The sequence below is a fragment of the Cryobacterium sp. TMT4-31 genome (assembly GCF_004403385.1).
Classification (GTDB): Bacteria; Actinomycetota; Actinomycetes; order Actinomycetales; family Microbacteriaceae; genus Cryobacterium; species Cryobacterium zongtaii.
The window spans coordinates 21,204-47,608 of sequence record NZ_SOGI01000064.1 but is presented as its reverse complement, the minus strand read 5'-3'; the positions used below and the strand labels follow the sequence as shown (position 1 = coordinate 47,608).

Genomic DNA, 26,405 nt, shown 5'->3' with positions numbered 1-26,405 from the left:
GAAAGGAGAGCGCTGGTGAGCACACCCCGAACTCAGGGTTCGCTCGGCGACGAGCTCGCAAACCTCGGCATCGGACTCCTGATGTGTTCAGCAGTACTTGCGCTCCTTCTCCGGCTGGCGGGTGCCGCCGCGGCATGGGCGACAGGCATTGCGCAACCGGCTGGCGGGCCCGAAACCGGACTCTCCGTCCTCCTTGACCCGGGCAACCCATCAGTCGCCATGCAGGCTCCCGGGCTGCACCCGCTTGCCTACTGGCTGACGGCCAGCATCATGGTCGTTGCGGTTGGTACAGCCGGGACCTGGCTGTGGCGGATGCTTCACGATCCTCGCAAGACAGCAAGGATGGATCCGTATCGCATCCCCGGAATTGCGACACGGAACGATGTTCTGCGAGCGGCATCCAGCAAAGCGCTCATGCGTCGCGCTGCGCATCTCCGTCCGGCCCTGTCGAACGCGAAACCAACGGACGTTGGATACCGCATCGGACGATCACGAGGTATCGACGTCTGGGCCAGCGTCGAGGATTCCATCCTCGTCATCGGACCACCGCGCTCCGGCAAGGGCGCACACATAGTCGTCAACGCCATCCTCGACTCCCCCGGGCCGGTTGTGACCACGTCAACCCGCCCTGACAACCTCACCGCGACACTCCGAGCGCGCCAGCGGACCGGGCCGGTCGCAGTGTTCGATCCCCAACAGCTCGCCCTCGGACTACCCGCGGGCCTACGCTGGTCGCCGATCCGTGGTTGCGAAGACCCCCTCACAGCGATGATCCGCGCAACGGGATTGGCAGCTGGCACTGGACTTGCGGCCGGTGGCGTCGATGGAGGCGGGTTCTGGGAGGCAAAGACACGCACTGCTCTGCAGTCGTTGCTGCACGCGGCCGCCCTCGACCACCGCACGCCCGCCGAGCTCTTCCGCTGGACCCTCGACCCAGCTGCAGCACACGATGCGGTCGCGATCCTGCTCAGCACTCCTGCGGCCGCCACAGGATGGGGCGATTCCCTGCAAGCCATGCTGGACGCCGACCCACGAACACGCGATTCAATCTGGCAGGGTGTTTCCCTCTCTCTAGGCGCCCTCGCCGACCCGCGCGTGCTGGATGCCGTCTCACCGGGAGAAGGAGAGAGCTTCGACCCGGAGGGATTCCTACGCAGCAACAGCACCCTGTACTTGCTCGCAACAGGTGCGGGCTCCAACAACTCCGCCGCGCTTGTCTCTGCTTTCGTTGAGGACCTCGTCGAGACCGCCCGTCGCCTGGCCGCTCGTAGCGCCGGTGCGCGACTCGACCCGCCTCTGCTACTCGCACTCGACGAAATCGGGAATTTGGCACCCCTCCCCTCGCTTCCCAACCTGATGGCGGAAGGCGGCGGCACGGGCATAACAACCATGCCCGTTCTACAGTCCCTCGCGCAGGCACGAACGAAGTGGAGCGAGAACGCAGCAGGCACGATATGGGATTCGTCGATCGTCAAGGTCATTCTTGGTGGCGCATCCAACTCTCGAGACCTGCACGATCTCTCGACGCTGATCGGCGAGCGCGACGAGTCCACTGACTCAACCACCGTCGGCGACCGGGGTTCACGCTCAGCGCAGCGCTCCGTCCGCCGGGTCCCGGTCATGCCGCCCGACACCATCCGCACCCTCCCTTTCGGGACGGGCCTGATCATGCTCCGCGCGGCCCCGCCCGTCATCGCGAGCCTGCAGATGTGGACCGCGCGTCCCGATTCGAAGACACTTCTCGCGAACCGGGCTGATATCGAAGCGTTGATGCGTAGGCCTGCCCCGGAGGAGCCCGCGCATCCGTCGCGGAGCCAACCGGAGTGACAGCATCGCCCCACACTGCGTCGGTGAAGTGGCTGCGGCGGTCGAGGTCGCTTGCCCATCCACCCTCACTGTGTAGGCGACGGCACACCTAGTAGTGAGCGCGGATCATACGGTCCGCCCAGTCACAGGAGGTTGAGTCCCATGACAATTCACACGCAGCAGTCGCTGTCAGGCTTTATCGCATCGGAGCCACAACAAACGGTCACCGAGAACGGCGACACGCGCTTCTACGTGCGTGTCGGCCAGCCCCATTTCCGCCGCGAGGAAGGAGGCTTTACCCCGCTCGAGCCAAGCTTCCACGACCTCGTCGCGTACCGGGCTGCCGCCGAACGGGCACTCACTCGGTTCGCGAAGGGTGACAGCTTCGTCGCCGAGGGCTACGTTCGCTCTTTCCAAGTGGAGCGCGACGGTGAAGTCATCGATCGGGAGGAGTTCGTCGCGAAGAAGATCGGCCACGACCTCGCCCGCACGAACTACGAGGTCGATCGTGCCCGCCGCCCAGCGCCGGCCGAGGCCGTGAATGCACCGGCTGCCCAAAAGGTCATGTGGCGAGTGCCCGGGCTCGCCCAGGCCCACTCGGCCGCGCTCGGATTGTGAAGGCGACTATGACCGCGCCACTGGACGAGTGGGTGCCCGACGATCAAGACGCCTCGTTCGCCGAGGACTCATTCGATGATCTCGACGGGCCGCTCACGGCAGAGCCGCCGCATCCCGTCAACTGGAACCTACTCACCGCCGACGAAGCCGCGGTCGAGTGGACTGAGCTCAACCGGTGGGTAAATTGGCTTCGCCGGACGTATGGACTCCCGGCCTCCATCGTGCCGCCCTTCTGGCACCGCCATCCCGAGCTTGTCTGGGAGCTCTCCGCGTTGCACCTGCATTGGCTCTGCGCCTATGACCCCGATCAACACGGGTCGGCACCATTCGGCTGGCACCGCGACTTCGCCGATGCCCGTCAGCGCCTCCACGACTGGGTGGCGACGTCGGGTACGCGCCTCGATCGCGATCGACCGACCCGGCAGACAGGTTGGCCGGGCGAGCCTCTCGCCGATGCCGTCGAAGACATCATGATCGGCGACCGCGACGAGGACTTTGCGCTATTCGTCATCAAGGATGCAAGTAGACGTCGCGAACTCGAGGTCGATTTTCATACTCGCTCCGTTTCTCCTTTGCCCGGACAAGTCTAGGCAGGTCCAAACTAGCGATCCCCTTTTCGCACTGAAGGCCAGAATTACCCCATCGACAGAGTTCATTCAGAAGAGAACTGAGAACAATCCGGCCCAGCCTCGACCCGCTCCCGACGGCGATGCCCTTGCGTGCCACCGTCCGCGCAAGAAGAAGAGGTCTCTCGGAGAGTCACCACGCCACTAGCATGTCCGATGTGGGAGATGAGCGAAAACCGGGCATTAAGCGTGTGCGCCTTACCGGTGCCCGCTTCGACGGAGGACGTCTTCCCGTTGACTCGCTCGTAGAGCTGCAGAAGTACCAGGACGTCGTTCGCATCGCAGCCGCGGCCGAGTGGCGGCGTGAGAATCCCGATAAGGAACTGCCGAGCGACCTTCGCAACTCGGTTAGCCTCACCATCGAGCGCATAGACGAAGGCAGCGCCGATGTGTTCTTGGCCTTCGAGCAAAACCAGGTCTACGTTCATTACCAATCCGAAGCCCAGGACGCGGCCGACGCGATCATAGTAGCCGCGTACTCTGGTGCTCCAATTCCCGAGCTACCTGCGCTCTCCCTACAGGAGGACAGTGAGTTCCGAGAAGCGGTCTCGCAAATCGGACTCACACTAGGCCCTGCACAAAGTATTGAGTTCTATCCAGATTCGCCCAATGCCAAACCCGTGACGATCACCGTCGAAACACGCAAACTCGCGGTGGACCAGTTGTCGCGCATCGAAGACTTCCTCATGCCCACGGACCCCTCGCCCACGACAAAGGGGCTTCAAACAACGGAGGAGAGCCTCGTTGGTCGCGTCACCATCTTGAACGCAGATGACCAAAAGTTCACGATCGTGCTTGCAGACGGTAATCAGGTCCACGGCTGGTATCGCCAAACACCCGAGCTTCTCGAGGACTTTCGCGAAGTGGTCAACTCCACCGAAGAGGGCCCGCTGACCCGCATCTCGGGCACCCTTCAGTCCAAAAGTGGCAAACCGTTCCGTTTCAAGGAAGTCAGCTCCATTCAGCGCGTCCAATTCGATGACACTGCTTGGGGGGCGCGACTTACCGAGTTCGCATCGCTGCCCTCCGGATGGGAGGACGGTGCCGGCGAACAGATCACCTCCGTAGCACTGGACGCCTCTCAAATGTTGCTCCGAGCTGTCGATCACGCCCAAATTGAACGTCCCGGGGTGTTCCCAACCGAGGAGGGCGGCGTTCTCGTGGAGTGGGCCGGCCCGGCCAGAGTTCGCAGCGTGGAAATTATGCCCGATGCTTCGTTCGAATTGTTTTCGCTTCTGCGCACTCAACGCATGGGCGACCACGCCGTGACTAAGGACCTTTCTGTTGCGATCGCTTTCGTTGAGGCGGAAAGAGCATGACCGTCCCGGACGTCGAGCTGCTGGACGGTGAGCAGCTGATGAGCAATGCGGAGGAGCTTCTGTATCGGCAAATGACGCAGCACATGCTTGACGGTGACAAGCTCAAGACCGAGGCGTTCGGCCCCAGCTCTGCTGACCGGGACATGCCCTCGTACTCCCGCTCGACCGAGGGGACACCACAAGAGTCGCGCGACTGGCACACGCAGAACGCAAAGAGTCCCTCACTCGGAGTGTGGGGCGTAACGGTCGGCGAGGCGATCGAATCAGGGCGCCACGTTGTAGATGACTCGCTGTGCTCACTTGCCGCGGGGCAAGTGAGGGCCCCGGGACATTGCTTTGTGGACTTTCGCGGGCTGTCAAAGCCACACAAGCGAGAGTTGCGCGCGCGTCTGTATTTCTACGCGACGGACCGTGGCGAGCTGCCAACAACGCAAACTAAAGAGGATGGCGTGCTTTTCGCATTGGCCTGAGTTGCCCTGAGCTCACGTTACTTCGGGGTCCCCAGCCTCGTCAGTAGCTGTCCTTCGTTGAGTGCGCATACTCTTTCCTGACGGCCATGCGGCCGCGCTCACCCCAATCGCCGCCAATCCATGACTAGTCACAAAGCTCACCCAGGACCTCGGACAACTCAACGGTCATTGGTAGGTACAACCGGGGCGACACGGTCGTCACCAAGGACCCGTAGGTTCAGCAAATTCTCAATTCGCGATTTGCCACGCCAGACGAGGCACGGATTTCAACGAATAGGCACGCAAGTCCCCGTGCTTATTTCTCGGCGACGTGAAGCCGTTCGCTCATCCTGCTCACGTTGAAGCCCTCCTTGAGGTGGAGCCCCAATAGGTCAGAAATCTGGTTAGCTTCCAGCAAGTAGGGCAGCTTGACTGCGGACTCAATCTCGAAGTGCGCTTTGGCACTCCGCCACAGAGAGTCCATCAACTTGATAAGCAGGAACGTGACGCCCATATATTTCGTCGGGTCAACCCATGCCGCAGTCTGATGCCACATGCTCCCCGTTTCCGGCACGTGGCTAAGTTCCAAGAAGGTGAGGACCGGTCCCTTCTGCTCGATGAGTGACTCGTTTCCCTGCTCTGCACCTAGCGAAAATCCCAAGTCTGACGAGATTACAGCCATGCCATGCTTCGCAGCGTTGTATATATGCGCGTCTTCGAGGAGAACTCTGATTGCCTCGCAAAGCAACATCCGCAATCCTTCGCGGTGGCTCGTCCAGGCGGCCGTCGGGTCTTTGCCCAAGAGGAACTCGGGAGTCGACCGATACGAAAAGACCTCTGCGATGTCGTCAAGCACATCTTCCTGCTGAAGCATGCCCGCAAGCTCCTGGATGCCTTGCTTGAACTCACGTGGGCTCATCAGTTTCGCCACTGCGAGCCAAGGACATGGGTTCCGGTTTGCATGTGCGAGGTACAGCCGCAGCGTGGCTTCAGCGGTGTGATGGAGGAGTACGACCGATTCCACAGCCGCGTAGTCGTCGATCTCCTTCTGCCCGTCGGTAACAGAATCGTTGGACCCGTCTTCAAGGTTCATCTCGAAATCGCCGTAGGAAACGCCGGACTTCAGAAGGTCATTGATCGCCCCCTCTGCCCCGAGGGCGACTGTCAAGGACTGGAGCCGACGTTCAAAGTACGAATGCGGAGAACCTTGGTAAAACTTGGAGTTCAGCGTGGAAAACTCGCCATCGTGAACATCGGGACTCTTTGCCTTGACCATGAGCCCAATGATGTCAGCTCCTGTCCCACGAGCTGCGCCCAGCACTCAGCCTTCGGCATCGGACTTTAGTTCAGTAAGGCCTGGATTTTGCCGTGATGCCTATCGCGCTGTTGAGTGCCGCCGATTTCCGTCCGCTTATATGTCTGGGAAGCTCCTGGAGTGGACGACTGTCTAGCTCCTCGCGTCCTCTCAAATTCGGCGCGGAATCCTGCGGACACTGCGGACACTGATCGCGTCAGCCACGCACAAGCACCGCGGCCTTGCAGTCCGGGCACACCCAGTAGGGGTGCGATGTCGTGCCTGCTGGCAGGCACGTGCTTAGGCAGCTAGAACAATGCGGCGGATCGACCGACGCGAGGGCATCCGTGAGGCATAACGTACTCGGGATGCGCCTGTGTGTCGAGACATCGAGATACTCGCCGCTCGAACGGCTCCTCTGCAAGCACAGCTGTATTCCTGACGTTCGAGGATCACGGCCCCCAAATCTGCCGCCAGCCGCTAGTCGTCGGCTTGGTCTAACCACCGAGCACATCGTCAAGGATCTCGGCCGTTACGGGGTCGACCAGATCCGCCGTGACGACGTAGCTGTTTCGCGTCGTCTGCTCGTTCGCGTGGCCGAGGAGTCGCGACGCCAGCGTGATTCCCGCGGCCCGCTCGACCAGTGTCGCGGCCGTTCGGCGGTAGATATGCGTGGTGTACTCGTCCACGTCCACTCCCAGCCTGACCAGACTCGCGCGCTCGTCGGCAATGAAAGAGCGGAGCAGGCGCTCGTAGTTGCTGACGCTCAGTGCACGGCCGGTTTTCGTCGGGAACAACGACGCATCCGGGTCGGGTTCGGCAAGTGCTAGCCGTCGGCGCACCGCTGCGGCTGCCATAGAGGGCAGAGCGATGCTACGCCGCTGGCGGGAGCGCTTGGGTGTGTCCTTCCGGTGGATTCCTTCCGCCTTTGTGCTGACGATGGTGCCGTTGACGACAAGGGTCGGTGGTCGTGTTGTCATATCCACGTCGCAGCGGCGCAGGCCGAGGCATTCTCCGATCCGGATTGAGGTGCCCAGCATGATTTCCATACCGTCGATCAAGATGCGGTAGTTGGGCCTTGGTCCGTCCGGCCGAGTGGTTCGCCAATCTTGCATGAGCGCACGGATGCTGTTGAGTTGCTCAGTGGTGAGCGTGGACTCTTTCTTAGGCGTGGTTGGCAAGCGCTGCACGTCACGCACAGGGTTACTAGGCAGCGCGTCATCCCGCACGGCGTAGCCGCAGATGAGGCTCAACACTGCGCGGGCGTGACGCGCTTTCGAGATGGATTCTTCCTCCAGAATCTTTTGGAGAATGCGGTCGCAGCGGCCGACGGTAAGTCGGTCGAGCTTGATTCCTCCGCAGCGGGGCAAGATGATCAGTCGCGCAGTTGTCTCATACGATTCGTAAGTCGAATAGGTGATACTGCCGGTCTTCGCGCGGGCTGCGATTTGGGATAGCCAGAGTTCGACCACCTGAGCGACCGTGTTCTTGGGCGAGAGAGCGCCGGTGCCGCCAGTACCGAGCACCGCTGCCTGCCGGCGAACGCCTGCGCGCGCGTTCTCATCAGTGTGAGCAACCGCGGAAAGTCGATGCAGGGCGCCACCGTCGTCACGGAGGGAAGCACGGGCGCGATACCGACCGTTCGGCAGGACACTCACAGTTATGGTGCCCAGCACGCCGGCAGCGATCTGTGGCCTAGCCATGCCGGTGTTCCTGAGCCCAGGCCAGTACGTCCTGAACGTCGTAGCGCACGTGCCGGCCAAGCTTGAGGTAGGGCGGACCCGTGTGGGTCAGTCGCCAGTCTTCTAAGGTGCGCTCGGGTAGCCGGAGCAGCTCAGCGAGTTCACGCTGGGTGAGAAACGTCGAAGTGATCTGTGTCGTCGCGTCCATACCCAGAAGGTGTGCGCGCTCTATCGTAAGCGGTCTGACTCTGCCGGGGCAGGTCCGTACGAACCCGGGCGGCATGGTGCCAGAGGGTCCCCGCACGAGGGTTTCTGGTCCATTTCTGGTCACAGCGGCCTTTTTGGGCCTGATAGGGAGGAGGGGCGATGGGCTGTTTCGCCGCGGAATCCTGCGCCTGTTACTGCTGGGGTACCTGGACTCGAACCAAGAACAAATGAACCAGAATCATCCGTGTTGCCAATTACACCATACCCCAATGCGTTGTCCGAGGACCGCGCCGAAAAGTAACTCTATCCCACTCCGGGGCGACCAGCCAAATTGACGGGAGGGTGTGTCGCAAGCGGGCCGAGAAGTTCCCGGTTTATCGCCACCGCGGCGCGAGCTCCCTCTCCGGCCGAGACCAGCAGTTGCTCCGGGCCGGGCGGAGTGGTGTCCCCCGCGGCGTAAAGCCCGGGCACCGAGGTGCGACCCTGATCGTCGACGACAAGCAGGCCGGCGGCATCCGTTGTCGGAGTCAGCGACGCAGCAAACGTGGCGGCAGCCTCGTACTTGGGGCGCACGAACCCGCCCTCTCTGGCCACGAACTCGCCGTCGGCGACCTGGATGCCGGTCATGGCTCCCCGCTCCCCCACCACGTCGGTGAGCGGGCGGCGGTCGACGCGGATGCCGCGCGCGGCCAGTGCGGCCTCGTCGGCGTCGGTGACCTGGCCGACACCGTTGGTGAAGACGATCAGGTCGTCGGTCCACTGCGAGATGAGCAGGGCGTATTCGGCGAGGTCGTCGGTCTCGCCGATCAGGGCCAGGGCCCGGTCGGCCTCTTCGTAACCGTCGCAGGCGATACAACTGTGCAGGTTGGTGCCGTACCAGGCGCGAATGCTCGGCAGCGCCGGCAGCGTCTCGGCCAGGCCCGTGGCGATGAGCACGGTGCGCGCGGTGACCACGCGGTTCCTCTCGCCCCGCATGCCCTTGGTGGACACGGTGAAGCGGGCGGCGGCGGCGTCGGGCAACTGCTCGACGGAGCGCACCAGGCCCATGTGGAACTCGGCGGCCGGGTAGGCCTCGTACTCCTCGCGGCCGATGCGGCGCAGCTCCAGCGGCGGCACGCCGTCGCGGGTGATAAAGCCGTGCGAACGCAGGGTGGCGGAGTGCCGGGGCCGGTTGCTGTCGATCATCAGGGTGCGGCGGCGGGCGCGCACGAGGTTGAGCCCCGCGGCCAGGCCCGCCGGGCCGGCACCGATGATGACGACGTCAAACGGCGCCTCAACGGCACCGGCAGCGGAATCGCCGCCGGCACCGGCGCTCAGCAGACCGTCCGAGCTCATGACACCAGGGTCGCCGAGAGCCGATCCAGGCGAGCCAGCGAGTCGGCCCGGCCGAGGATCTCCATCGACTCGAACAGCGGCGGCGAGATCTTGCGACCGGAGACGGCGACACGCAGCGGGCCGAACGCGACCCGCGGCTTGAGGCCGAGGCCACCGATCAGGGTGTCAGTGAGGGTGCTGTGCACGAGTTCGTGGGTCCACTCCTCTTCGGGAATGTCGCGCAGCGCTGCCGTGGCGGCCGTGAGAATCTCGGCGGCGTTCTGCGGGAGCGAGGCGAGCGCATCCGGCTGGTGCTCGAGCTTGTCGGCGCTCTCGAAGAGGAAACCGAGCATGTCGGGCGTCTCACCGAGCAGGGCGATGCGCTCCTGAACCAGCGGGGCGGCGGCGGCGAGGATGGCCTGCTCGGTGTCACTGAGCGGCTCGGTGAGCACGCCGGCGTTCACCAGGTAGGGAACCACGCGGGCGGCGAAGTCGGCCGGCTCGAGCAGACGGATGTGGTCGCCGTTGAGCGATTCGGCCTTCTTGAGGTCGAAGCGGGCGGGGTTCGGGTTCACGTCGACCACGTCGAATGCGGCGATCATCTCTTCGATGGAGAACACGTCGCGGTCGTGGGTGAGCGACCAGCCCAGCAGGGACAGATAGTTCACCAGGCCCTCGGGGATGAAGCCCCGTTCGCGGTGCAAGAACAGGTTCGACTCCGGGTCGCGCTTGGAGAGCTTCTTGTTCTTGTCACCCATCACGTAGGGCAGGTGGCCGAAACGCGGCACGAAGGTGGTCAGGCCGATGTCGATCAGCGCGTGATACAGCGCGATCTGGCGGGGCGTGGACGAGAGCAGGTCTTCGCCGCGCAGCACGTGGGTGACACCCATCAGGGCGTCGTCGACGGGGTTCACGAACGGGTAGAGCGGATGACCGTTGGGGCGCACCACGACGAAGTCGCTGAACGAGCCGGCCGGGAAGGTGATCTCACCGCGGACCAGGTCGTCGAAGGAGAGCTCGGTGTCCGGCACCTTGAGGCGCAGCGCGGGCTCGCGACCCTCGGCGCGGAAGGCGGCCTTCTGCTCGTCGGTGAGGTCGCGCTCGTAGTTGTCGTAGCCGAGCTTGGCGTCCCGGCCGAGCTTGATGTTGCGCTCGGCGATCTCCTCGCCGGTGGCGAAGCTCTCGTAGATGTGGCCGGATTCGATGAGCTTGGCGATCACGTCACGGTAGATGTCGTAGCGCTGGGACTGGCGGTACGGCTCGTGGGGCCCGCCGGCCTCCACACCCTCGTCCCAGTCCAGGCGCAGCCAGCGCATGGCGTCCAAGAGCTGGGTGAAGCTCTCCTCGCTGTCGCGGGCGGCGTCGGTGTCCTCCACGCGGAAGATGAACGTGCCCCCGTTGTGCCGGGCGTAGGCCCAGTTGAACAGGGCCGTACGGATCAGGCCGACGTGCGGCGTTCCGGTGGGCGAGGGGCAGAACCGCACACGCACATCAGTGCCGGTTGCGGTCGAGAACGGGTGCGCTGTTGTAGTAGACATACGACATTCATCCTACCGAGCGAGCGGCGCGCCCGGGGTGTGTTCACGGTCTGCCCCCACGAGTGACCAGGGCGCCGCGTCGATCTCGCCGATGGCCCGGATGGTGGCAGCCACGGCCGGAATCGACTCCGCGCCCTCCGTTCCCACCAGGTGAATCGTGCGGAAGTCGCCGCCCGCGGTCGGCCGGGCGACGATCCCGGCCGGCAGGGGCGACGCGGCGATGGCCAGGGCGGGCACCAGCGCCACCCCCAGGCCCGCCGCGACCATGCCGAACACCGCCACGACGTTGTCGGTCTCGTAGGAGATGCTGGGGCTGAAGCCGCTGCGGGTGGCGAGGTCGAGCAGGTGCGCCCGGCAGCGCGGGCATCCGCCGATCCACTGGTCATCGGCCAGCAGGGCCAGGTCGATCCGGTCGCGGCCGGCCAGGGGGTGCTCGCGGGGCACAACCACGAGCATCTCGTCGCGCCAGAGCGGCACGACGGTGAGGCCCTGGGCGCTCTGCCGGTGCGGGTCGGCCTGGTCGCCCGTGTAGCTGAAGGTGATCGCGAGGTCGGCGGCCTGGTCGCGCACGGCCCGCACGGCCTCCGGCGGTTCGGCCTCGAGGTAGTTCAGCTGCACACCGGGGTGCCGCTGGGAGAGGCCGCGCAGCACCGTGGGGATGACCGTGGCCGAGGCGGAGGGGAAGGCGGCGAGGGTCACCCGGCCGCTCCGCAGGCCGGCCAGGTCGCTGAGTTCGCCCGCCGCGGCATCCAGCGCCTGTGTCACGGTGGCGGCGTGCCGGGCCAGGATGCGGCCGGCCTCGGTGAGCCGCACGCCGCGGCCGGCCTTGGCCACCAACGGCATGCCCAGGCGGGCCTCGAGCCGTTTGAGGTGCTGGCTCACGGCCGGCTGGCTGTAGCCGAGCGACCGGGCCGCCGCGGTGATCGAGCCCAGCTCGTTGATGCGGTGCACGATGCGCAGCGCGTGGGAATCTACGTCGAGTGCACGGTGAAGATTTTCGGGCATGCCCAAATCATAACCACTGGTTATCTGATTGATCGAGGACTGGGCGTTGCCGAATGGATCGAACGGGGCAACGCTGGATGGATGCGATCCACCGTTCCGTCCACTGTTCCGCCCGTAGCCCCGGCTCCCGCCCCGAGCATGCCCCAGGTGCGGGCCGCCTACGCCCCCACGAACACGCGCTACCTGGCCGCGTGCACCTCGGGACTGCCCACCCTGGACACGGTGCGGGCGCTCCGCGAGGACGCCGGCATGTGGGGCAGCGGCCTGGCCTCCCCCGCGCACTACCAGGCCGAAATCGACCGAGCCCGGGCTCTCTACGCCGGGCTGGTCGGGGTGGGTACCGACCGGGTGGCGATCGGGTCACAGGCGTCGGTGATGGCAGCCGTGCTGGCCGCATCCGTGCCAGAGGGGCGCGAGGTCGTCTGCGTCGACGGGGACTTCACGTCGATGGTCTTCCCGTTCCTGCAGCAGGAGCACCGCGGGATCACGGTACGCCACGTTCCGGTGGCCCAGCTCGCCGCCTCGCTCACCGAGCGCACCTGGCTGGTCGCCTTCTCGCTTGTACAGTCCGGCACCGGTGTGATCGCGGATGCACCGGCCATCCGCGCGGCAGCAGCCGCGGTGGGTGCATTCACCCTCTGCGACACAACACAGGCCACCGGCTGGCTGCCCGTACACGCCGGCGACTTCGATGCCACCATCTGCCACGCCTACAAGTGGTTGGGTGCACCGCGGGGCGCGGCCTTCCTCACCGTGCTGCCCGCGCTGGCCGAGGTGCTGCGCCCGGTGCAGGCAGGTTGGTTCGCGGGCGACGACCCGTGGGCATCCTGCTACGGCCCGACCATGACCCTGGCGACGGATGCCCGACGCTTCGACGTGTCACCGGCCTGGCCGGCCTGGGTGGGCACGCGGGTGGCTCTCGAGTTCTTCAGCTCACTCGACTCGGCCGCCGTGTACGCCCACGACACCGGTCTGGGCAATGCCCTCTGCGCCGGGCTCGGACTGCCCGAACACAATCAGGCCATCGTCACCTGGGCCGATCCCGCCGGAACCGACCTGGCCCGACTCACCGCCGCCGGTATTACCGCGTCCGGCCGGGCCGGCCGCGCCCGCTTGGCCTTCCACCTCTGGAACGACCCCACCGACGTGGCTGCCGTCTTGGCCGCCCTGGGGCGCTAGCCTCGCACGAAAGCGGCCCTGTGGTCGCCTCGGGATGGTGAGGCGACCATAGGACCGCTTTCGCGAAACTGCCTGGTACGGCTGAGCGCTGCTACTTCTGGGCGGCCACCGCGTCGATGATTGCACTGGCGAGCTTCACCGAGGAGGCCGGGTTCTGGCCGGTGTAGAGGTTGCGGTCGATCTCGATGTGCTCGGCGAACGAGGCACCCTCGACGAAGTCGGCCCCGAGCTCGACCAGCCGCGCCTGCACGAGCCACTTGGCCTTCGGGGCGAGTCCGCCCAGGGCCTCTTCGGCGTCGGTGAAGCCGGTCATGCGGTAGGCCAGGAACGGCCAGGTGCCGTCAGCGGCCGTGGCGGCCAGAAGTGCGGCAGGGGCGTGGCAGAGCACACCGAGAATCCGGCCGGATGCGATGGTGTCCGTCATGATCTGGCCGCTGGTCGTGTCGACCGCGAGGTCCTCCATGGGGCCGTGTCCACCGGGGTAGAAGACCACGTCGTAGTCGGCGGCAGTGACGTCGTCGATCGAGGTCGGGCTCTTCAGCGCGGGGATCGAGTCGAGATAGCTGCGGAGTTCGGTGGAGCGTTCTTCGCCTCCGGTGGCCCCGGCGGCCAGGCTGCCCTCGTCGACGGTGGGCGCGACGCCCTTCGGGGTGGCGATGGTGATCGACCAGCCGGCCTCGGTGAAGAGGCGGTGCGGCTCGGCGAGTTCCTCGGCCCAGTACCCGGTGGGGTGCAGGGTGCCGTCGTTGAGGGTCCAGTGGTCAGCAGCGCTGACAACAAAAAGTACGGAAGTCATGTTTCTCCTAGATCGAATTCAGTGAATCGGTTGCGGCGGTTGCGGATTAGTACCCGGCCGCGGCGGAGTCAGAGGTCTTGACCACCATCTTGCCGGTGTTCTCTCCACGAAGCATGCCCAGGAACGCATCGACCGAGTTCTCGATGCCCACAACGACGGTCTCGTCGAAGACGATGTCGCCGGCCGTGAACCAGGCGCCCATCTGCTCGGTGAAGGCCGGGAAGTGCTGCAGGTAGTTGCCCACGGTGAAGCCCGTGAGGGTGAGCCCGCGGGTGACGATGTTGACCATGTTCTGCACGCCGGTGGGGCCATCGGTGCGGTTCATCTGCGAGATGGCGCCGCAGAGTGCGGCGCGGCCGCCATCCTTGAAGGCACCGAGTGCGGCGCTCAGGTGGTCGCCGCCGACGTTGTCGAAGTACACGTCGATGCCCTCGGGGGCGGCTTCGGCCAGCTGGGTGGCGAGGTCGCCGGTCTTGTAGTTGAAGGCCGCGTCGAAGCCGTACTTCTCGGTGAGCAGGGCCACCTTCTCGTCGGTGCCGGCGGAGCCGATGACTCGTGCGGCACCCTTGAGGCGAGCGATCTGGCCGACCATGCTGCCCACGGCACCGGCTGCGCCGGAGACGAAGACGGTGTCGCCTGCCTTGAACTTGGCCACCTCGAGCAGGCCCACGTAGGCGGTGAGAGCGGTCATGCCCAGCACACCCAGGTACGCCGACGACGGCACGTTGGGGATCTCGGGAACGACGCGGAAGCCCGCGGCATCCTCCTGTACGACATCGCGCCAGCCGTACTGGTGCACAACGAGGCTGCCGACGGGCACGGACGCCGCGGCCGACTCGACCACGTGGCCGACGGCGCCGCCGCCCATGGTCTCCCCGAGCACGAAGGGCGGAATGTAGGACTTCACGTCGTTCATGCGGCCACGCATGTAGGGGTCGACGGAGATGAAGTCGTTAACAACGCGCACCTGGCCCGCCGTCAGGTCGGGCAGGTCGATGACCACGGTGCTGAAGTCCGTTGCGGTGGGCCAACCGGTGGGCCGGGCGGCGAGCTGAATCTGAGTGCTGGTGGCTGTCGTCATGAAAAGAGTCCTTACTGTTCGCGATCGGTGCCGGGGGCGTCCCTGTTCTCAACGGATGGTTTTCTGCACCGATCGTTTTACTATAGCTGGGCTATCGTTTATAGTGAAACGAGCGGTACAGAACATTCACAGCAACACCGCTCGCAACACCCACGGACCAGACGTCCGCGGACGGAAGGCAGACAGCTCATGGGACGGCTCCAGACGTTCGACAGCACCACGGTCGTGCAATCCGCCCGCGACGTCTTCTGGGACCGCGGCTACGACGGCGCATCCCTGGCCGACCTCGAGACGGCGACGGGTGTAAACCGGTCGAGCCTGTACCACGCGTTCGGCAGCAAACGCGGGCTCTTCGACGCCGCCGTCGCCGATTACCGCGACACCGTCATCCGGCCGCGCCTGCGCGGCCTGCAAGCGGATGGCGCCGGCCGCCAGGAGCTGCTGGCCTACTTCGACGAACTGCGGGAGGCCGTGGCGACGCTGCCTCTGGACTCCCCCCGACGGGGCTGCCTCCTGGTCAACTGCGCCACGGGTCTGGCCACGCACGACGAACCCGCCCGGGAAGTGGTCGAGGCATACCGAACCGAGTTGGCCGCCGCACTTCGCAACGCCCTCGCCGGCGGACCAGCCGCAAACACCGACGAGCGGGTGCGAACCCTCGCGTCGCTCTCGATGAGCGCGATGCTGCTCGCGAGGGTCAATGCCGCCGAGTCGGCCGCGCTTCTCTCCACGGCCGCCGACCAGGTCCGCGCCTGGTTCCCGCTCTAACTGTTCCCCGTCCGGACAATTGGTCCCGGTGCGCCGGGCACAATTGTCCGCTTGGGCAACAGTCGCTGCCTAGGAGCGGGCGATTCCCCACTCCGCCGCGAAGACCTCTGGCGTGAATTCGTTCAGCTCGCGGCGCACCGTCTCCAGCATGGAGTCGGCCAGCTGCGAGTCGTTCTGCCCGGAGCGGTAGACCTCGCGCCCATCGGCCCTGACCCGGATGACGAGGTCGGCGACCGCCGGTCCGATCGGGGTGTCTCCCATGCCGAGCAGGCTGACCGCCAGCGACGCCACGGTGCCGGCGAGCATCCCTGCCCGCCGGGCCATGGTGACCTCGCGCGTTCCAGGTCGGCCGTGTACAGCTCGGCAGCGTTCATCGGTCCCCCGTCGGTCCGGTCGGTCAGGCCGGGCGGCGAACCGGGTTGGTGAGCACGCCGAGGCCCGGGATCTCGATGCTCGCGGTATCGCCGTGCGACACTCGCCGTGCGGCGCTGGACGAGCCGGTGAGGATCACATCGCCGGGCAACAGGGTGAACGAGTGCGAGAAAAACGAGACGATTTCTGCCATCGAGAAGGCCAGCAGCGACACCTCTCCGCTCTGGAACTCCACGTCGTTGACCCGGCCGAGCACGCGGCCGTCCGTGGGGTCGAACTCGGTGTCGATAACCGGTCCGAGCGGGCAGAACGAGTCGAAGCTCTTGGCCCTGGCCCCATGGCCACTGCCCTCGGCCAGGTCGACGGCGGTGACGTCGTTGGCGATTGTGTAGCCGAAGATGGCCCCGGGAGCGTCGGCGACGCTGAGATTCTTGGCGACCCGGCCGATCACGATGGCCAGCTCACCCTCGACGCGCACATCGTCGGAGGCCGCGGGCAGCACGATCGGGTCGTTGGGGCCTACGACGGTGGTGTTGGGCTTGAGGAAGAAGCGTGGCTCGGCGGGCTCCCCCGGCGCGGCAAGCGCCGCGGCCTTCTCCGCGGCATCCGCGAAATAGGCGCCGGCCAGGCCGACGACCTTGGAGCGCGGAATCACCGGCGCGAGCAGCGCCACATCCACCAGCGGCAGGCGCGCGCCGGTGGGGTTGTAGCCGGCGAACATCGGGTCGCCGGTCAGGACGACCAGTTCGTCGTCGTCGATGATGCCGAACGCGATGGTTCCGGCGTGGCTGAACCTGGCGATCTTCACGCCGTCACCTCCGCGTCCAGACGCATCAACCAGCCGTGCCGGTCGGGCAGACGGCCGTACTGGATGTCGGTGAGCTCCTGACGGAGCGCCAGGGTGATCTCCCCCGCGGCAGCGTCGGCGTGGCCGATGGTGAAACCGACGGCCTTGAGCTGGGCGATCGGGGTGACCACGGCGGCGGTGCCGCACGCGAACACCTCGGTGATCTCACCGGATGCCACGCCGTCGCGCCACTCGTCCACCGTCACGTCGCGCTCGATCACGGTCATTCCGCGGTCACGGGCGAGTTGGATGATGCTGTCGCGGGTGACGCCCTCGAGGATGGTGCCGGTGAGGCGGGGGGTGACGAGGGTGTCGGTGCCGTGCACGAAGAACACGTTCATGCCGCCGAGTTCGTCGATGTGGGTGCCGGTCTCCCCGTCGAGGAAGAGCACCTGGGCGCAGCCGTTGTCGTACGCCTCCTGCTGGGGCAGCAGGGAGGCCGCGTAGTTGCCACCGCACTTGGCTGCTCCGGTGCCGCCGCGACCGGCGCGGGAGTACTCGGTGGACAACCAGATCTTCACCGGGGCGACGCCGTCGGTGAAGTAGGCGCCGGCGGGGCTGGCAATCACGTAGTAGCCCACCTTGTGCGCGGCTCGCACGCCGAGGAAGCTCTCGTTGGCGATCATGAACGGGCGCAGGTACAGGCTGGTCTCCGGGGCGTCGGGCACCCAGGAGCCGTCGACGGCGATCATCTGCTTGACGGATTCGAGGAAATCGGCCACTGCGAGTTCGGGCAGCGCCAGCCGGCGGGCGGAGCTCTGCAGGCGTTCGGCGTTCTTCTCCGGCCGGAACGTCCAGATGGAGCCATCGGCATGGCGGTACGCCTTCATGCCCTCGAAGATCTCCTGGCCGTAGTGCAGCACCGAGGAGGCGGGGTCGAGCAGCAACGGCCCGTATGGCGTCACCCTGGCGTCGTGCCAGCCCTTCTCGATGGTCCAGTCGATCGTGACCATGTGGTCGGTGAAGTGCTTGCCGAAGCCGGGGTCGGCGAGGATCGTTTCGCGCTCAGCGATGCTGCGGGCGGTCTGTGACGGCGTGCGCTCGAACTGGAGCGGGAAAGATGTGGTCTGCTGGCTCATGGGAGTCCCTTGTGTTTAGACGGGAGTGCGGTTAGGCGGGAGTGCCGGTCAGGCGGGACACGATGGCATCGCCGACGGCGCTGGTGGATCGTGGCTCCGCTGCGACGCTGCGGGCGATGATGTCGGCCGTGACGGCCGCGCTCACCCTGGCCGACGCATCCGCCAGACCGAGGTGGTTCAGGAGGAGCGCGACAGAGAGGATCGCCGCCGTGGGATCGGCCAACTGCCGGCCCGCGATGTCGGGTGCCGAACCGTGCACGGGTTCGAACATGCTGGGGAAGCGACCTTCCGGATTGATATTTCCGGATGCCGCCAGGCCGATGCCGCCGCTGATTGCCGCTGCCAGGTCAGTGAGAATATCGCCGAAGAGGTTGTCCGTGACGATGACGTCAAATCTACTCGGATTCGTGACCAGGAAAATCGTTGCCGCGTCCACGTGCAGGTAATCCACGGTCACGTCAGGGTATTCGGCGGCAACCTCGGTGACGATGCGCTGCCAGAGGCTGCCCGCGAAGACGAGAACGTTGGTCTTGTGCACCAGGGTGAGCTTCTTTCGCGGGCGGTTCTGGGCCGCTTCGAAGGCGTAGCGCACGACCCGTTCCACGCCGAACGCCGTGTTGACCGAGACCTCGTTGGCGACCTCGTTCGGTGTGCCCTGACGGATGGCGCCGCCGTTGCCGACGTAGGGACCCTCGGTGCCTTCGCGCACGACGACGAAGTCGACGTCGCCGGGGTCGCCGAGCGGGCTGGGCACACCGGGGAAGAGGACGCTGGGGCGCAGGTTCACGTAGTGGTCGAGGGAGAAACGCAGTTTGAGCAGCAGCCCGCGCTCGATGTTGGCGTTCTTCAGCCGCGGGTCGCCGGGCAGCCCACCGACGGCGCCGAGCAGGATGGCGTCGTGGGCGCTGATCGCGGCCAGGTCATCGTCGGTGAGCACGTCGCCGGTCGCGAGGAACCGGGTGGCACCGAGTGAGAAGTGGGTGAGCTCGAACTCGACGGGGTCGGCGTGGGTCACGGCGTCGAGCACCTTCAGCGCTTCGGCGACGACCTCCGGGCCGATGCCGTCTCCGGCGATGACTGCGAGCTTGACTGAGCGGGACATGCGGCTCCGATTACGGTGAGGCAGCCGGTGGGCTGGCGATATTGGCGCGATATTGGCTTGGAGATACCCTGCAAATCAACCCTACTGTGCCCATTTGGCTGTCTATGCTTGAGGACCCTGACCATGTGCGTCGTCGGCGTGCGTGTGCCATCCCCGAAGAAAGCAGTTCACCATGAGTATCGGATTGGGAATCTTCCTGTTCGTCGTCGGCGCCATCCTGGTGTGGGCCCTGAACATCCAGGTCGACATGATCGACATCGACCTCGTCGGTTACATCTTGATGGGTGCTGGCGCGCTCATCTTCGTGCTCGGCCTGGTGTTGCTCACCCGCCGCCGCAGCAGCATCAGCACCACTCGCAGCGCCGTCGACCCGGTCAGCGGAGAGCGCGTCGTGCAGCGGGAGCGCTCGATCGACGACGTGTAACCCTCGCTTCACCAACGCTCCATCCACAAGAAAGCCCCGGATTCGCATCCGGGGCTTTCTTGTGTGTGCGGCCTGTGAGGCAGCGGTGTCCTATTCGGTGATGTCGATGGCGACCATCACGTCGGCAGTGATGGCTTCACGCACGGAGGCGAGCAGACTGGCCGGCACCGGCGAGTCGACGGTCAGCACGCTCAGCGCGGGGCCGCCGGCCTCGTGCCGCGCGATCTGCATGCCGGCGATGTTGATCTCGGCGTCGCCGAACTCACGGCCGTAGACCGCGACGATGCCGGGACGGTCGGTGTACAGCATGACGATGAGGTGCTCGGCGAACGGCACCTCCACGTCGTAGCCGTTCACTTCGACGATCTTCTCGATCTGCTTGGGGCCCACCAGGGTGCCGGACACCGAGACCTGCGAACCGTCGGCGAGGGCGCCGCGGAGGGTGATCAGGTTGCGGTACTCGGGCGATTCGGCCTCGGTGATCAGGCGCACCGCGACACCGCGTTGCTCGGCGAGCAGGGGCGCGTTCACGTAGGAGACGGTTTCGCTGACCACGTTGGTGAAGATGCCCTTGAGCGCGGCGAGCTTGAGCACCGAGACGTCGAACTCGACGATCTCACCACGCACCTCGATGTCGACGCTGGTGAGCGGGCTGTGCGCGGCGAGTCCGGAGAACACCTGGCCGAGCTTCTCGACCAGCGGGATGCCGGGGCGGACCGTCGGGTCGATGATGCCACCGGCGACGTTGACGGCGTCGGGCACGAGTTCGCCCGACAGCGCGAGCCGCACCGACTTGGCGACCGAGACGCCGGCCTTTTCCTGCGCTTCGTCGGTGGACGCGCCCAGGTGCGGGGTGCTGATCAGGTTGTCGAGGCCGAGCAGCGGTGATCCGGTCGGCGGCTCGTTGACGAAGACGTCGAGGCCGGCACCGGCGATGGTCCCGTCGACGAGGGCGGTGTACAGGTCGGCTTCGTCGATGAGTCCGCCGCGGGCGACGTTGACGACGTACGCGGTGGGCTTCATCAGCTTGAGCTGCGGGGCGCTGATCATGCCCGTGGTCTCGGGGGTCTTCGGCATGTGGATGGTGACGAAGTCGGACTGCGCGAGCAGTTCGTCCAGGCTCACCGGGTGCACGCCCAGCTGCTGCGCGCGGGCCGAGGTGATGTACGGGTCGAACGCGATGATGTTCACGCCGAAGGCCTGCAGGCGGGCGGCCACCAGGGCGCCGATGCGGCCGAGGCCGATGATGCCGACGGTCTTTTCGTACAGCTCGATGCCGGTGTACTTGGAGCGCTTCCACTGACCCTGCGCGAGGGCGCCGTGGGCCGGCGGGATGTGGCGGGCCAGGCTGAGGATGTGGCCGACGGTGAGTTCGGCGGCGGAGATGATGTTGGAGGTAGGGGCGTTGACGACCATGACACCGGCCGCGGTCGCGGCCTTGATGTCGACGTTGTCGAGGCCGACACCGGCACGGGCGATGACCTTCAGGTTCGGTGCGGCGGCGAGGGCCTCGGCGTCGACCTTGGTCGCGGAGCGGACCAGGATGGCGTTGGCGGAAGCCAGGGCGGAGAGCAGTGCGGCACGGTCAGTGCCGTCGACGTTGACAACGTCGAAGTCGGGCCCGAGGGCATCGACAGTGGCAGGCGAGAGTTCTTCGGCGATTAATACGACGGGCTTCGACACGAAAACAGATCCTTAGAAAGCGTCGGGCGAGGGAAGCTCGCGCCTCGACGGTGGGGCGCCAGATACCACAACACCTTACTGGCACCACAATGGAGCCATGAGCCCCGAGTCAGTGACCTACGTCCTAACCGTGCTGAGAATCGTCCTTGCGGTGGTGTTCGTCGTCGCCGGGATCAGTCATTTCGTGCCCGCGGTTCAGCGCACGATGTCGGCCATGATCCCGCCACGACTGCGCGTGCGGGGCCTATTGGCCCCGCGGAACCTCGTGATTTTCACCGGTCTGTGCGAGATTGCCGGCGGCATCGGGCTGCTTCTCGAATCCACCCGTGTTACGTCCGGTGTCGCTTTGGCCGTGTTCCTCGTGGCCGTCTTTCCCGCCAACGCTTACGCGGCGCGGCACAAGGACCGGTTCGGCGCTGTCGCGATTCCGTTGGTTCCGCGGCTGCTCGGCCAGCTGGCGCTGATCGGTCTGGTGCTCGTGGCGGGTCTGGCCGGCTGAGCCAGCCTCTCAGGCCCTAGACGATCAGGCTGCCGAGGCCGAACACGAAGATGTCGAGGGAGATCGCCGAGACCAGGGCCAGCCCGGCCAGCAGCAGAAGCGCCTGCGGACCGGCTTCCCGGCGGCGGCCGAGCCAGAACGCGATCCCAAACACCACGATCGGGACGAGCACACCCGCCAACAGCAGGCCCCAGCCGAAGCCGCTCAGGGTGGTGTCGAGCGACTGGGCGGCACTGTTGAGGCCCAGCAGGTTGCCCAGGCCCGACCACGCGCTGTACGCGTAGAACAGCCCGAACAGGATGGCGATGGTCGCGGAGAGCCACGCCGGCGTGCGACGGGTGCGCTGGGGTGCGGTGGTTGCAGTGCTCATCAGAGTCCCCCGGTTCCGGCGATGAAGGGCAGTGGGGCCAGCAGCACGACTCCCAGGATGAGCCAGGTCCAGCGCAGACGCGGCATGCCGCGGGTGAGCCAGTACGAGGCGGCGAACCACACGAGCGGTGCGGCCACGGCCAGCCAGGTGCCCAGTGAGAACATGAACTGCGACAGCGGGTCGGTCAGCGGATTCTCGATGCGCCCCACTCCGATGAACCAGCCGATCGTGTAGAGCAGGTAGACGCCCGCGAGGATGCCCAGACCAACGAGGGCCGGCGACGACAGAGCCGCCTTGCCCGCGGGAGCATCGACGTAGCCACCCGGTGATCCGGTGACGGCCCAGCCCTCGGGGAGATCGGCAGCAGGCCCATCCGCGGGCTCGGATGGGTTGGTGCTGCCGGACACGAGGGTGGGATCGTCGTCGCCGGCCCAGCCGAGCGCGTCGTCATCCCGGGAAGAAGTCATGCGCTCAGCCTATTAGTTCAGTGGCTGATCAGCACCTTGAGCGCGTGGGTTTCGGCGGCGCGGGAGAACGTGTCGTAAGCGTCTTCCACGTGGCCGAAGTCGAAGGTGTGGGTGGCCAACCGGTCTGCGGGGATCTTGTGCTGGGCCACCAGCTTCAGCAGCATCGGCGTGGTGTTGGTGTTCACCAGGCCCATGCTGATGCTGATGTTCTGGATCCACAGGTTTTCAACGTGCAGCGACACGGGCTTGCCGTGCACACCCACATTGGCCAGGTGTCCGCCGGGCCGCACGATCTCGGTGGCCATGGTGAAGGTCTCCGGGATGCCGACGGCCTCGATGGCCACGTCGACGCCGGCGCCGTCGGTGGCGGCGAGCACCTCTTCTCGCCACTCCGGTCGTCCGGAGCGCACGGTGTGGGTGGCCCCGAAGGTCTTGGCCTGTTCGAGCCGGTTCTCGTCGATGTCGACGGCCACGATCGACCCGGCGCCGTAGAGTCCCGCGGTGGCGATGGCGGCCAGGCCGACCGGACCGGCGCCGATCACGGCGACGACGTCGCCGGGTGCCACCTGGCCGTACTGCACGCCGATCTCGAACCCGGTGGGCAGGATGTCCGAGAGCATCACGGCCTCGGCGTCGGTGACGGAGTCTGGCAGCGGGTAAAGCGTGTTGTCGGCGTAGGGCACCCGCACCAGTTCGGCCTGGGTGCCATCGATGAGATGGCCGAAAACCCAGCCGATGCCCGAGCGGCCCTCGTCGCCGAGACAGTGTGAGTAGAGGCCGGTCTTGCAGTTCGCGCAGTGCCCGCAGCACTTGATGCAGGAGATCAGCACCCGCTCGCCCACGATGATGGATTCCACCGACTCCCCCACCGCGACGACGGTGCCGACACCTTCGTGACCCAGGATGCGCCCGGGCGTCACGGCGGGCACGTCGCCCTTGAGGATGTGCAGGTCGGTGCCACAGATGGTGGTGGTGTCGATGCGCACGATCGCGTCGGTCGACCGCACGATCTGCGGGTCCGGCATGTCGGTCCAGGATTTCACGCCAGGGCCGCCATAAACGAGTGCTTTCACGATGACGCTCCTTCGAGTCAGTTGTGCGCTGCCCCCGCTGATGCGCGCCATAGTACTCGCGGGGTAGTCTGGTGGGCTCGTTCGACCCCGGGCGAAAACAGGTTGATCATGCAACACCATCTCGATACCAACCGCGCGAACTGGGACGATCGGGCCGCGGCCCACGCGGTGCGCACCGGGTTCGGTTACGGAGTGCAGCGGTACGTCGACGATCCCGCGCTTCTGTCGGATGTCGTCCGCTTCGACCGCGAGCGGCTGGGCGATATCGCCGGGCTGACGACGGTGCACCTGCAATGCCACATCGGAACCGACACGCTCTCGCTGGCCCGGTTGGGCGCCCGGGTCACCGGGCTTGACTTCTCGTCGGTGGCTCTTGCCGAGGCCCGCGCCCTGGTCGCCGAAACCGGGGACGCCGTCGAGTTCGTTGAGTCCGATGTGTACGCGGCCCTCGCCGTTCTTCCGCAGGCCGGCTTCGACCTGGTCTACACGGGCATCGGTGCCCTGTGCTGGCTGCCGAGCATCGACCGATGGGCGGCCGTCGTCGCCGGGCTGCTGGCACCGGGCGGGCGCCTGTTCATTCGTGAGGGTCACCCGATCCTGTGGACCATGGACGAGCGACTCGCTGATGACCTGCACCTGCGATTCCCCTACTTCGAGCAGCAGGAACCGTTGGAGTGGGACGACGATTCCAGCTACGTCGTGACGGATCGGCCGATCACCAACACGAAGACCTACGAGTGGAACCACGGGATCGGCGAGATCGTCACGGCACTCTTGAACGCCGGCCTCACCCTGACGATGCTCGTCGAACACGACAGTGTGCCGTGGGAGGCCCTGCCCGGCCAGATGATCGAGCGACCCGACGGCGAGTTCGCGCTCGGTGAGCGAGCCGGGGTCGCACCGCTCAGCTACACGATCCAGGCCGTGAAGCCGCTCGGCTGACGGGCACCGCGGCGACTCAGCGGTGCCGCACGGCCCTGACCACTGCGATGCTCACCGCGATGACCCAACCCAGCACCCCGGCCAGGCAGACCCGCTCGGCCAGGCCCAGCAGGCCGGGGGCGATCGCGGCGGTGACGCCCAGCGACACCAGGCCGACGGCGGCGACCCCGGTGAGCCACGCGGCGGCCGGGTAGGCGCGGGGCAGCTCACTGCCGCGGAGCCACCTCGTCAGAAGGGCGAACGCCACCAGCGCGGCGACGAAGCCCGCGGCCGCGACGATCAAGTGCGCGGCGCCCGGCGCGGTGGTCGGGGCGAGCCCCGGCGCATCGGCGGGTGGGATGTCGGTGGGCAGGAATGCCAGCGCGGCGGAGCACACCCCGGCGAACAGCATCAGGACCAGGCCGGCCTGCCGCAGCGGCGACCGCGGGCCGAACGAGGAGAGCGCGGCGACGGCGCAGAGCGTCACCACTCCCCTGGCCAGGAAGTTCAGGTTCATGATCCAGCCGTACGGCCCCACCGCGAGGTTGCTCTCGGCCTCCGAGATCACGCTGTAGTGCGGCGGTAGCAGCTGCAACACCACGTCTACCAGAACGTAGAGCACAGCGCCAACGAGGGCGACGGTCGCCAGCAGTCGGGTCCCGGGCCGGCCGGTGAACCGGGCCGTGACCGAGCTCTCGCCTCCGGCATTCATAGCGTTCACCTGCGGAAGCCTATCGGTCTGCCGGGGACGCTCGTAGACTTCCGCCATGGCTCGAGACGAGTCCCCCGGCGTCCCCTTCGCCATCCCTGGTGCTCCGGCCCCGACCGTGGGCCGGCACCACGTGAACGGATGCCGCCTGTACGCCGAGGTGCGCGGCGCCGGCCCGCCGCTGCTGATCATCGGCGCCGCCAGCGACGACGCCGAGATGTTCCGGCCGATCGCCGAGCGGCTGGCCGGGCTCACCGGCGTCGCCGGGTTCACCGTTGTGACCTGGGATCCCCGCGGCACCCGACGGAGCACGAGGCCGGGCTGGCCATGCGATTCGTATACCCACGCCGACGATGCCGCCGCGCTGCTCCAGGACCTCGGGGTCGTTCCCGCCGCGATCTTCGGCGCCAGCGCCGGTGGGATCGTGGCGATTCGGCTCGCCGTGCGGCATCCGGACCTGGTGCGACAGGTCCTCGTGTACGAACCGGGCTTCTTCCGCAGCACGGATTCGGGCGCCGCGCTGCTGGCCCGCACCACCGACGCCGTGCGAAAGCACCTGCGGGAGCGCACCGACGACTGGGCCGGCGCCCTCGCCGTGGTGGCGCGTATGGCGGGGCGGGACCCGGCCGCCCGGCTGAACAGCCCCGACGACTCCGCAGGCCGGGGTCCGCTCGACGCCCCGCCCGGGCTCGAGTGGTACACCGAGCGCGGGGCGGCCCTGGCCGAGAACTTCATTCGGGACGACCTGCCGCGCACCGGGGAGACCGTCGACCCCGCCCTCCTGCGCGCAACCGGCAGCGACATCCGTTTCGCGTTCGGCACCGACTCCGCCCCGGTGTTCCGGGAGATCGCCGAGACGCTCACCCGCGCCCGCCAACGCACCGGCGCAGATCCGCACCTGCCGGACGCGATCAATGGAGCCGCCCACCTCGCTTATCTCACCCCGGACCCGATCGCACGCTACATCCGCGCACGGTGCCTGCCCGAGGAAGAGGTCGACTAGCTCGCCGAGTCGCCGCAAACACCCCCTTCGGTGGCTCTGAGGGGGAAGGATGCCGCAACTCGACGCGAGGCCGTCTCCGTGAGTTGCCAGTTGGCGCCCCATCATGGCGTCCGAAGGGGCTTCAACTGGCAACTGACGGCGCATTCACCTTGTGAGCGGCGCCGGCACACGCCG

Annotated in this window: 28 protein-coding genes and 1 tRNA gene; 11 read left to right on the top strand and 18 right to left on the bottom strand. The window is 66.4% G+C overall.

Going from position 1 to position 26,405, the window contains the following annotated elements:
• Window positions 1-15 precede the first annotated feature (15 nt).
• From E3T19_RS15160 to E3T19_RS15140, 5 genes are all read left to right on the top strand, one after another.
• Window positions 16-1,827, top strand: a complete 1,812-nt coding sequence (locus tag E3T19_RS15160; RefSeq protein WP_134409243.1) for a TraM recognition domain-containing protein — start codon at window positions 16-18, stop codon at window positions 1,825-1,827.
• Window positions 1,828-1,968: 141 nt separating this feature from the next.
• A complete protein-coding gene (locus tag E3T19_RS15155; RefSeq protein WP_134409242.1) occupies window positions 1,969-2,424 on the top strand; it encodes a single-stranded DNA-binding protein in 456 nt (151 codons plus the stop codon).
• An 8-nt stretch (window positions 2,425-2,432) separates the two neighbouring features.
• Window positions 2,433-3,014: a hypothetical protein gene (locus E3T19_RS15150; protein WP_134409241.1), complete on the top strand. Its 582-nt coding sequence runs from the start codon at window positions 2,433-2,435 to the stop codon at window positions 3,012-3,014.
• Between the two features lie 185 nt (window positions 3,015-3,199).
• Window positions 3,200-4,369, top strand: coding sequence for a hypothetical protein (locus E3T19_RS15145; protein WP_134409240.1), 1,170 nt, complete (start codon window positions 3,200-3,202; stop codon window positions 4,367-4,369).
• Complete coding sequence (locus E3T19_RS15140) at window positions 4,366-4,839, top strand: hypothetical protein (protein WP_134409239.1); 474 nt, start codon at window positions 4,366-4,368, stop codon at window positions 4,837-4,839. The genes E3T19_RS15145 and E3T19_RS15140 overlap by 4 nt, the downstream gene beginning before the upstream one ends.
• A 295-nt stretch (window positions 4,840-5,134) precedes the next feature.
• Here E3T19_RS15140 and E3T19_RS15135 read toward each other — a convergent pair whose 3' ends face one another.
• The 7 genes from E3T19_RS15135 to E3T19_RS15105 all read right to left on the bottom strand — a co-directional run bounded on the left by E3T19_RS15135 (window position 5,135) and on the right by E3T19_RS15105 (window position 11,858).
• Window positions 5,135-6,094 carry a hypothetical protein gene (locus E3T19_RS15135; RefSeq protein WP_134409238.1) on the bottom strand — a complete coding sequence of 320 codons (960 nt, stop codon included), beginning with the start codon at window positions 6,092-6,094 and terminating at the stop codon, window positions 5,135-5,137.
• A 515-nt stretch (window positions 6,095-6,609) separates the two neighbouring features.
• Window positions 6,610-7,815 (bottom strand): tyrosine-type recombinase/integrase, encoded by a 1,206-nt coding sequence (locus E3T19_RS15130; protein ID WP_134409237.1) that lies wholly within the window; start codon window positions 7,813-7,815, stop codon window positions 6,610-6,612.
• Window positions 7,808-8,002 (bottom strand): AlpA family transcriptional regulator, encoded by a 195-nt coding sequence (locus tag E3T19_RS15125; protein WP_134409236.1) that lies wholly within the window; start codon window positions 8,000-8,002, stop codon window positions 7,808-7,810. Before E3T19_RS15125 ends, E3T19_RS15130 begins: the two co-directional genes overlap by 8 nt.
• A gap of 196 nt (window positions 8,003-8,198) precedes the next feature.
• A tRNA-Gln gene (locus tag E3T19_RS15120) sits at window positions 8,199-8,270 on the bottom strand.
• A gap of 34 nt (window positions 8,271-8,304) precedes the next feature.
• Window positions 8,305-9,336 carry an NAD(P)/FAD-dependent oxidoreductase gene (locus tag E3T19_RS15115; RefSeq protein WP_134409235.1) on the bottom strand — a complete coding sequence of 344 codons (1,032 nt, stop codon included), beginning with the start codon at window positions 9,334-9,336 and terminating at the stop codon, window positions 8,305-8,307.
• Window positions 9,333-10,853, bottom strand: a complete 1,521-nt coding sequence (gene gltX, locus E3T19_RS15110; protein ID WP_134409234.1) for a glutamate--tRNA ligase — start codon at window positions 10,851-10,853, stop codon at window positions 9,333-9,335. Before gltX ends, E3T19_RS15115 begins: the two co-directional genes overlap by 4 nt.
• 12 nt (window positions 10,854-10,865) lie before the next feature.
• Window positions 10,866-11,858, bottom strand: a complete 993-nt coding sequence (locus E3T19_RS15105; protein ID WP_134409233.1) for a LysR family transcriptional regulator — start codon at window positions 11,856-11,858, stop codon at window positions 10,866-10,868.
• Window positions 11,859-11,939: 81 nt separating this feature from the next.
• On the opposite strand from E3T19_RS15105, the gene E3T19_RS15100 reads away from it, so the two are divergent.
• On the top strand, window positions 11,940-13,037 hold the full coding sequence (locus E3T19_RS15100; RefSeq protein WP_241980275.1) for an aminotransferase class V-fold PLP-dependent enzyme: 1,098 nt from the start codon (window positions 11,940-11,942) through the stop codon (window positions 13,035-13,037).
• A gap of 91 nt (window positions 13,038-13,128) precedes the next feature.
• Here the strand turns inward: E3T19_RS15100 and E3T19_RS15095 are convergent, their stop codons facing one another.
• Window positions 13,129-13,833: a type 1 glutamine amidotransferase domain-containing protein gene (locus tag E3T19_RS15095; RefSeq protein ID WP_134409232.1), complete on the bottom strand. Its 705-nt coding sequence runs from the start codon at window positions 13,831-13,833 to the stop codon at window positions 13,129-13,131.
• 46 nt (window positions 13,834-13,879) lie between these two features.
• On the bottom strand, window positions 13,880-14,914 hold the full coding sequence (locus E3T19_RS15090; protein ID WP_134409231.1) for an NADP-dependent oxidoreductase: 1,035 nt from the start codon (window positions 14,912-14,914) through the stop codon (window positions 13,880-13,882).
• Window positions 14,915-15,103: 189 nt separating this feature from the next.
• Between E3T19_RS15090 and E3T19_RS15085 the strand changes: the two genes are divergently transcribed.
• Entirely contained in the window at window positions 15,104-15,682 is a 579-nt protein-coding gene (locus E3T19_RS15085; RefSeq protein WP_134409230.1) for a TetR/AcrR family transcriptional regulator, read from the top strand.
• 69 nt (window positions 15,683-15,751) lie between these two features.
• Here the strand turns inward: E3T19_RS15085 and E3T19_RS15080 are convergent, their stop codons facing one another.
• From E3T19_RS15080 to E3T19_RS15065, 4 genes are all read right to left on the bottom strand, one after another.
• Window positions 15,752-16,006 carry a hypothetical protein gene (locus tag E3T19_RS15080; RefSeq protein ID WP_134409229.1) on the bottom strand — a complete coding sequence of 85 codons (255 nt, stop codon included), beginning with the start codon at window positions 16,004-16,006 and terminating at the stop codon, window positions 15,752-15,754.
• A 73-nt stretch (window positions 16,007-16,079) separates the two neighbouring features.
• On the bottom strand, window positions 16,080-16,862 hold the full coding sequence (locus E3T19_RS15075; RefSeq protein ID WP_134409228.1) for a fumarylacetoacetate hydrolase family protein: 783 nt from the start codon (window positions 16,860-16,862) through the stop codon (window positions 16,080-16,082).
• A complete protein-coding gene (locus E3T19_RS15070) occupies window positions 16,859-17,980 on the bottom strand; it encodes a branched-chain amino acid aminotransferase (RefSeq protein WP_134409227.1) in 1,122 nt (373 codons plus the stop codon). The genes E3T19_RS15075 and E3T19_RS15070 overlap by 4 nt, the downstream gene beginning before the upstream one ends.
• A gap of 31 nt (window positions 17,981-18,011) precedes the next feature.
• A complete protein-coding gene (locus E3T19_RS15065; protein ID WP_088456651.1) occupies window positions 18,012-19,082 on the bottom strand; it encodes a 3-isopropylmalate dehydrogenase in 1,071 nt (356 codons plus the stop codon).
• 172 nt (window positions 19,083-19,254) lie between these two features.
• On the opposite strand from E3T19_RS15065, the gene E3T19_RS15060 reads away from it, so the two are divergent.
• On the top strand, window positions 19,255-19,506 hold the full coding sequence (locus E3T19_RS15060; protein ID WP_088456652.1) for a DUF6458 family protein: 252 nt from the start codon (window positions 19,255-19,257) through the stop codon (window positions 19,504-19,506).
• A 90-nt stretch (window positions 19,507-19,596) separates the two neighbouring features.
• On the opposite strand, the gene serA is transcribed toward E3T19_RS15060, so the two are convergent.
• Entirely contained in the window at window positions 19,597-21,189 is a 1,593-nt protein-coding gene (gene serA / locus E3T19_RS15055; RefSeq protein ID WP_088456653.1) for a phosphoglycerate dehydrogenase, read from the bottom strand.
• Window positions 21,190-21,286: 97 nt separating this feature from the next.
• Between serA and E3T19_RS15050 the strand changes: the two genes are divergently transcribed.
• The gene (locus tag E3T19_RS15050) at window positions 21,287-21,688 is read left to right on the top strand and encodes a DoxX family membrane protein (RefSeq protein ID WP_088456654.1); all 402 of its coding nucleotides are present in this window, start codon (window positions 21,287-21,289) and stop codon (window positions 21,686-21,688) included.
• Between the two features lie 16 nt (window positions 21,689-21,704).
• On the opposite strand, the gene E3T19_RS15045 is transcribed toward E3T19_RS15050, so the two are convergent.
• From E3T19_RS15045 to E3T19_RS15035, 3 genes are read right to left on the bottom strand one after another with little or no spacing between them, the layout of a single operon-like run.
• Window positions 21,705-22,058 (bottom strand): bacitracin resistance protein, encoded by a 354-nt coding sequence (locus E3T19_RS15045; RefSeq protein WP_134409226.1) that lies wholly within the window; start codon window positions 22,056-22,058, stop codon window positions 21,705-21,707.
• Complete coding sequence (locus E3T19_RS15040; protein ID WP_134409225.1) at window positions 22,058-22,525, bottom strand: DNA polymerase III subunit gamma/tau; 468 nt, start codon at window positions 22,523-22,525, stop codon at window positions 22,058-22,060. The genes E3T19_RS15045 and E3T19_RS15040 overlap by 1 nt, the downstream gene beginning before the upstream one ends.
• A gap of 17 nt (window positions 22,526-22,542) precedes the next feature.
• Window positions 22,543-23,598 (bottom strand): zinc-dependent alcohol dehydrogenase family protein, encoded by a 1,056-nt coding sequence (locus tag E3T19_RS15035; protein WP_134409224.1) that lies wholly within the window; start codon window positions 23,596-23,598, stop codon window positions 22,543-22,545.
• Between the two features lie 108 nt (window positions 23,599-23,706).
• On the opposite strand from E3T19_RS15035, the gene E3T19_RS15030 reads away from it, so the two are divergent.
• Complete coding sequence (locus tag E3T19_RS15030) at window positions 23,707-24,540, top strand: bifunctional 2-polyprenyl-6-hydroxyphenol methylase/3-demethylubiquinol 3-O-methyltransferase UbiG (protein WP_088456658.1); 834 nt, start codon at window positions 23,707-23,709, stop codon at window positions 24,538-24,540.
• Between the two features lie 16 nt (window positions 24,541-24,556).
• On the opposite strand, the gene E3T19_RS15025 is transcribed toward E3T19_RS15030, so the two are convergent.
• The gene (locus tag E3T19_RS15025) at window positions 24,557-25,231 is read right to left on the bottom strand and encodes a DUF998 domain-containing protein (protein ID WP_241980289.1); all 675 of its coding nucleotides are present in this window, start codon (window positions 25,229-25,231) and stop codon (window positions 24,557-24,559) included.
• A 55-nt stretch (window positions 25,232-25,286) separates the two neighbouring features.
• Here E3T19_RS15025 and E3T19_RS15020 point away from each other — a divergent pair, with 55 nt between their 5' ends.
• Complete coding sequence (locus E3T19_RS15020; protein WP_134409222.1) at window positions 25,287-26,231, top strand: alpha/beta fold hydrolase; 945 nt, start codon at window positions 25,287-25,289, stop codon at window positions 26,229-26,231.
• The last annotated feature ends 174 nt before the right edge of the window (window positions 26,232-26,405 follow it).

Coding starts and splice junctions, on each gene's coding strand:
- E3T19_RS15065 (WP_088456651.1), bottom strand. CDS start 19,082: ATGTCCCGCTCAGTCAAGCTCGCAGTCATCGCCGGAGACGGCATCGGC.
- E3T19_RS15085 (WP_134409230.1), top strand. CDS start 15,104: ATGGGACGGCTCCAGACGTTCGACAGCACCACGGTCGTGCAATCCGCC.
- E3T19_RS15040 (WP_134409225.1), bottom strand. CDS start 22,525: ATGACTTCTTCCCGGGATGACGACGCGCTCGGCTGGGCCGGCGACGAC.
- E3T19_RS15030 (WP_088456658.1), top strand. CDS start 23,707: ATGCAACACCATCTCGATACCAACCGCGCGAACTGGGACGATCGGGCC.
- E3T19_RS15150 (WP_134409241.1), top strand. CDS start 2,433: ATGACCGCGCCACTGGACGAGTGGGTGCCCGACGATCAAGACGCCTCG.
- E3T19_RS15045 (WP_134409226.1), bottom strand. CDS start 22,058: ATGAGCACTGCAACCACCGCACCCCAGCGCACCCGTCGCACGCCGGCG.
- gltX (WP_134409234.1), bottom strand. CDS start 10,853: ATGTCTACTACAACAGCGCACCCGTTCTCGACCGCAACCGGCACTGAT.
- E3T19_RS15140 (WP_134409239.1), top strand. CDS start 4,366: ATGACCGTCCCGGACGTCGAGCTGCTGGACGGTGAGCAGCTGATGAGC.
- E3T19_RS15070 (WP_134409227.1), bottom strand. CDS start 17,980: ATGAGCCAGCAGACCACATCTTTCCCGCTCCAGTTCGAGCGCACGCCG.
- E3T19_RS15090 (WP_134409231.1), bottom strand. CDS start 14,914: ATGACGACAGCCACCAGCACTCAGATTCAGCTCGCCGCCCGGCCCACC.
- E3T19_RS15060 (WP_088456652.1), top strand. CDS start 19,255: ATGAGTATCGGATTGGGAATCTTCCTGTTCGTCGTCGGCGCCATCCTG.
- E3T19_RS15105 (WP_134409233.1), bottom strand. CDS start 11,858: ATGCCCGAAAATCTTCACCGTGCACTCGACGTAGATTCCCACGCGCTG.
- E3T19_RS15050 (WP_088456654.1), top strand. CDS start 21,287: ATGAGCCCCGAGTCAGTGACCTACGTCCTAACCGTGCTGAGAATCGTC.
- E3T19_RS15020 (WP_134409222.1), top strand. CDS start 25,287: ATGGCTCGAGACGAGTCCCCCGGCGTCCCCTTCGCCATCCCTGGTGCT.
- E3T19_RS15100 (WP_241980275.1), top strand. CDS start 11,940: ATGCGATCCACCGTTCCGTCCACTGTTCCGCCCGTAGCCCCGGCTCCC.
- E3T19_RS15155 (WP_134409242.1), top strand. CDS start 1,969: ATGACAATTCACACGCAGCAGTCGCTGTCAGGCTTTATCGCATCGGAG.
- E3T19_RS15130 (WP_134409237.1), bottom strand. CDS start 7,815: ATGGCTAGGCCACAGATCGCTGCCGGCGTGCTGGGCACCATAACTGTG.
- E3T19_RS15125 (WP_134409236.1), bottom strand. CDS start 8,002: ATGGACGCGACGACACAGATCACTTCGACGTTTCTCACCCAGCGTGAA.
- E3T19_RS15145 (WP_134409240.1), top strand. CDS start 3,200: ATGTCCGATGTGGGAGATGAGCGAAAACCGGGCATTAAGCGTGTGCGC.
- E3T19_RS15080 (WP_134409229.1), bottom strand. CDS start 16,006: ATGGCCCGGCGGGCAGGGATGCTCGCCGGCACCGTGGCGTCGCTGGCG.
- E3T19_RS15025 (WP_241980289.1), bottom strand. CDS start 25,231: ATGAATGCCGGAGGCGAGAGCTCGGTCACGGCCCGGTTCACCGGCCGG.
- E3T19_RS15095 (WP_134409232.1), bottom strand. CDS start 13,833: ATGACTTCCGTACTTTTTGTTGTCAGCGCTGCTGACCACTGGACCCTC.
- E3T19_RS15115 (WP_134409235.1), bottom strand. CDS start 9,336: ATGAGCTCGGACGGTCTGCTGAGCGCCGGTGCCGGCGGCGATTCCGCT.
- E3T19_RS15135 (WP_134409238.1), bottom strand. CDS start 6,094: ATGGTCAAGGCAAAGAGTCCCGATGTTCACGATGGCGAGTTTTCCACG.